This window comes from Mycobacterium sp. TH-M15 (assembly GCF_057473705.1).
The window spans coordinates 1-5,234 of record NZ_JBYCLB010000204.1; the positions used below are offsets into that span (position 1 = coordinate 1).

At 69.8% G+C, this 5,234-nt stretch carries 1 protein-coding gene; it reads left to right on the forward strand.

Translation table 11 applies throughout. The features are described 5' to 3' along the window. Window positions 1-5,234, forward strand: a 5,234-nt coding sequence (locus AC2VNT_RS04855) for an amino acid adenylation domain-containing protein (protein WP_486945775.1), incomplete at both ends; no start/stop codon positions are given.

Consider the following 5,234-nt stretch of genomic DNA (forward strand, 5'->3'; position numbering starts at 1 on the left):
GACACCCCCACCCTGGTCGGCCCGCCCGTCTGGTCGGGCCTGGGCCGGTCGGGGGTGGGCCGACGCGCGGTGGCGTCGTTCACTGTGCCCAAGCCGATCACCACTGCGGCCCGCGAGCTGGCCCGCTGCTGCCACACCACGGTCAACGTCGTGTTGCACGGCGCCTACGCCCAACTGCTGTGCGGGATGACCGGCCGCCGCGACGTCGCCTTCGGCACCACCGTGTCCGGCCGGCCCGCCGAGGTACCCGGCGCCGAGTCGATGGTGGGGCTGTTCATCAACACCGTGCCGGCGCGCGCGGCCCTGACCGCTTCCACCACCGCCGCCGACCTGCTGGCCCAACTGCACACCACCCACAACCAGACCCTGGACCATCAACACCTGGCGCTGAGCGAGATGCACCGCCTCACCGGCCACGAGCAGCTGTTCGACACGTTGTTCGTCTACGAGAACTACCCGCTCGACACCACCGCCCCGCTGGGCGTCGACGGGCTGACCGTCTCGGAATTCAGCAACCGGGAATACAACCACTACCCACTGACCATCCAAGCCCTGCCCGGCGCCGAACTGGGCCTGCGGATCGAATACGACACGGCCGCGTTCGACGCCGCGGACATCGAAGCACTGGCCCGACGATTCACCCGGGTGCTGGCCGCGATGGCCGATGACCCCACCCGCCCGCTGTCGACCATCGACGTCCTCGACGCCGCCGACCACGCCCGTCTACACAGCTGGGGCAATCACGCGGTGCTGACCCAACCCACCACAACCGGCGTCTCGATCCCGGCGGCATTCGCCACCAGGGTGGCACAGCACCCCGACGCCATCGCGGTCAGCGACCAGGGTCGCACCCTGAGCTACCGCGAACTCGACACCGCCGCCAACCGGCTGGCCCACCTGCTGAGCCGTCGCGGCGCGGTCCCCGGACAACGGGTCGCGCTGCTGATGACCCGCAGCGCCGACGCGATTGTCGCGATCATGGCCGTCCTGAAGACCGGTGCCGCCTACCTACCCGTCGACCCCGCGCTGCCGGACACCCGGATCGCGCTCATCCTGTCCGACGCCGCACCCATCGCCGTCCTGAGCACCACCGGGTTGCGCGATCGCTCGCAGCATCCTGACGTGCCCGTCATCACCGTCGACGACGCCGGCAACATCACCGAACCGCACCCCCCGCTACCCGACCCCCACCTCGACCCCGACGGCATCGCCTACCTGATCTACACCTCAGGAACCACCGGCACGCCCAAAGGCGTTGCCATCACGCATCGCAACGTCACCGAGCTGTTCCGCTCACTGCACACCCACCTGCCCCCGGCGGGGGTCTGGTCACACAGCCACTCGCTGGCCTTCGACGTCTCGATTCAGGAAATCTTCGGTGCGCTGCTGGGCGGCGGGCGGCTGGTGATCGTGCCCGAATCCAGCACCCTGGCACCCGCCCACCTGCGCGCCCTGCTCACCGCGGAACACGTCACCGTCCTCAGCCAAACCCCGTCGGAGGCAGGGGCGTTGTCCCCGGCGGGCTTGGAGTCGGTGGCGTTACTGATCGGCGCCGAGCCCTGTCCCGCCGAATTGGTGGATCGCTGGGCGCCGGGCCGGGCGATGCTCAATGTGTACGGCCCGACCGAGACGACGGTCGACGCGTCGATCAGTTCGCCCTTGACAGCGGGATCCGGTGTGGTGCCGATCGGTGCGCCGTTGTCGGGGGCGGCGTTTTTCGTGCTGGACGGGTGGCTTCGGCCGGTGCCGACGGGTGTGGTCGGGGAGTTGTATGTGGCCGGTCGTGGTGTGGGCCTGGGGTACCTGGGCCGGGCCGGGCTGACCGCGTCACGGTTTGTGGCGTGCCCGTTCGTGGCCGAGGGAGCGCCCCCGACACGGATGTATCGCACCGGAGACCTGGTGCGCTGGGGTGGCGATGGGCAACTGCACTACCTCGGGCGCGCCGACGAGCAGGTCAAAATCCGCGGCTACCGCATCGAACTCGGCGACGTCCAGGCCGCGCTGGCCGCCCAGGCCGGCGTCGAGCAAGCCGCGGTGATCGCCCGCGAAGACAGCCCCGGCGCCTTGCGACTGGTCGGCTACATCACCGGCACCGCCCACCCCGCCGACACCCGTGCGGCGCTGGCCGCGACGCTGCCCGCCTACATGGTGCCCGCCGCCGTCGTCGCCCTGAGCGCGCTGCCCCTGACGGTCAACGGCAAGCTCGACACCCGCGCGCTACCCGCGCCCGAATACTCAGACTTCGGCCGCCACCGCGCCCCCACCGACGCCCTCGAACACACCCTGGCCGACCTCTACGCCAACGTGCTCGGCGTCGAGCGCGTCGGCATCGACGACTCGTTCTTCGATCTGGGCGGGCATTCGCTGCTGGCCATGCGCTTGGCCGCACGCATCAGCGCCGCCCTCGGCGTCGACGTCCCCGTCCACACCATCTTCGACCAAGCCACCGTCGCCGCACTGGCCCAGTGGGTACGACCGCACATCGCCCAACCGGCCGTTGCGGCATTGACGGCGCACGAGCGGCCTGCGGTGATTCCGTTGTCCTTCGCCCAGCAGCGGCTGTGGTTCATCGACCAGTTACAGGGTCCGTCGCCGGTGTACAACATGGCGGTGGCGTTGCGGCTGTGCGGGCCGCTCGACATCGAGGCGTTGGCTGCGGCGCTGTGCGATGTGGTCGAGCGCCACGAAAGCCTGCGCACGCTGTTCGTCGCCACCGACGGCACTCCCGAGCAGTGCGTGCTGCCGCCCGAGCGGGCCAATTTCGGCTGGCAGGTCGTCGACGCCAGCGGATGGCCGGCCGCCCGGCTGACCGAGGCCGTCAGCCTGGCGACGAAGTACGCTTTTGATCTTTCCACCGAGATCCCTTTGCAGGCAGAGGTTTTCCGGGTCAGCGACAACGAGCACGTGTTGGTGGGCGTGGTGCACCATATCGCCGCCGACGGCTTGTCGGTCACCCCGCTGGTTCGGGATCTGGGGATGGCCTACGGCGCCCGGTGCGCCGGACAGCCGCCCGACTGGCCCGCATTGCCGGTGCAGTACGTGGATTACACCTTGTGGCAGCGTGCGCAGCTCGGCGACATCGACGACGACGGCAGTCCCATCGCCGCGCAACTCGCCTACTGGGAGGGCGCTCTGGCCGGCATGCCCGAGCGGCTAGCGCTACCCACCGATCGGCCCTATCCACCGGTCGCCGACCAGGACGGCGACACCGTGGCGGTGGACTGGCCGGTTGAGTTGCAGCAGCAGGTTGTTCGGGTGGCCCGCGAACACAACGCGACCAGCTTCATGCTGATCCAGGCCGCCCTGGCCATCCTGCTGTCCAAGCTCAGCGCCAGTCCTGATGTGGCAGTGGGGTTTCCGATCGCCGGACGGCGCGATCCAGCGCTGGACGAGTTGGTCGGTTTCTTCGTCAACACCCTGGTGCTGCGCGTCGACCTGACCGGTGATCCCACCATCGCCGAGGTGCTGGACCAAGTCCGCGTGCGCAGCCTGGCCGCCTACGAGCATCAAGATGTGCCCTTCGAAGTCATCGTCGAGCGGCTCAACCCCACCCGGTCCCTGACTCACCACCCCCTGGTGCAAGTGTTGCTGGACTGGCAACACCTGCCGGCCGATACCGGCCAGACCACCGCCGGGCTGACTCTCGGCGACCTCGCCGTCACCCCGCTGCCGGTGGACACCCACACCGCCCGGGTGGACCTGTCGTTTTCGTTGGCCGAGCGGTGGAGCAACGACGGTGAACCCGCCGGGATCGACGGTGCGGTGGAATTTCGCACCGACGTGTTCGACACCGCCGGCGTCGCGCTGCTGGTCACCCGGTTGCGGCGGGTGCTGGCGGCAATGACCGCCGACCCGGCCCGCCGGCTCTCGTCGATCGATCTGCTCGACCAGTCCGAGCATGCCGACCTGGATCGGTGGGGCCACCGGGCGGTGTTGACTCATCCCGCACCCACTCGGGTGTCGGTTCCGACGCTGTTCGCCGCGCAGGTGGCCAGGAAACCGGGGGCCGAAGCGGTGACCTTCGGGAACCTGTCGATCACCTACCGACAGCTCGACGAAGCCGCTGACCGGTGGGCGCACCTGCTCGCCGACCGAGGGGTCGGCCGGGGTGCCTGCGTGGCAGTGGTCCTGGAGCGCTCGGCGCAGGCCGTGGTCGCGATGCTCGCGGTCCTGAAAACCGGTGCGGCTTACCTGGCGATCGACCCCGCGCTGCCCGACGCGCGGATCGGGTTCATGCTCGACGACGCCGCCCCGGTCGTCGCGATCACCAGCGCCGGGTTGCGCACTCGGCTGCACGGGCGCGACCTCCCGGTCATCGATGTCGACGACCAGTTTGTGCACGCACAGCCCCGCACCGCGCTGCCGGTACCCGACCCCGACGACATCGCCTACCTGATCTACACCTCGGGCACCACCGGAACACCCAAAGGCGTTGCCGTCACGCACCACAACCTGAATCATCTGGCGGCGTCCTCGCCCCGGAGCCTGCCCGCGACGCAGGTGTGGACGCAGTGCCACTCGTATGCGTTCGACTTCTCGGTGTGGGAGATCTGGGCCGCGTTGTTAGGCGGCGGGCGGCTGGTGGTGGTCCCCGATTCGGTGGTCCGCTCCCCCGACGACTTCCAGGCGCTGCTGATCGCCGAACAGGTGAACGTGCTCACCCAAACGCCGTCGGCGGTAGCCGCCCTGAGCCCGGAGGGGCTGGATGCGGTGGCGCTGCTGCTCGGTGGCGAGGCCTGTCCGTCCGAGGTGGTGGATCGCTGGGCGCCGGGTCGGGTGGTGATCAACGCCTACGGCCCCACCGAGGCCACGGTGTACGCCTCGCTGAGCGCGCCGCTGTCGGTGGGCGTCGACGTGGTGCCGATCGGCGCGCCGGTGTCGACGACGGCGCTGTTCGTGCTCGACGAATGGTTGCGGCCGGTGCCGACGGGTGTCGTCGGGGAGTTGTATGTGGCGGGCCGGGGTGTGGGCCTGGGGTATCTGGGCCGGGCCGGGCTGACCGGATCGCGGTTTGTGGCGTGCCCGTTCGTGGCCGCGGGAGCACCCACGACACGGATGTATCGCACCGGAGATCTGGTGCGCTGGCGTCCCGACGGCCAACTCCACTACCTCGGGCGCGCCGACGAGCAGGTCAAGATCCGCGGGTATCGCATCGAGCCCGCTGAAGTCGAGGCCGCACTGGCCGCCGTCGACGGTGTGCAGCAGGCGGTGGTGATCGCTCGCGAAGACCGTCC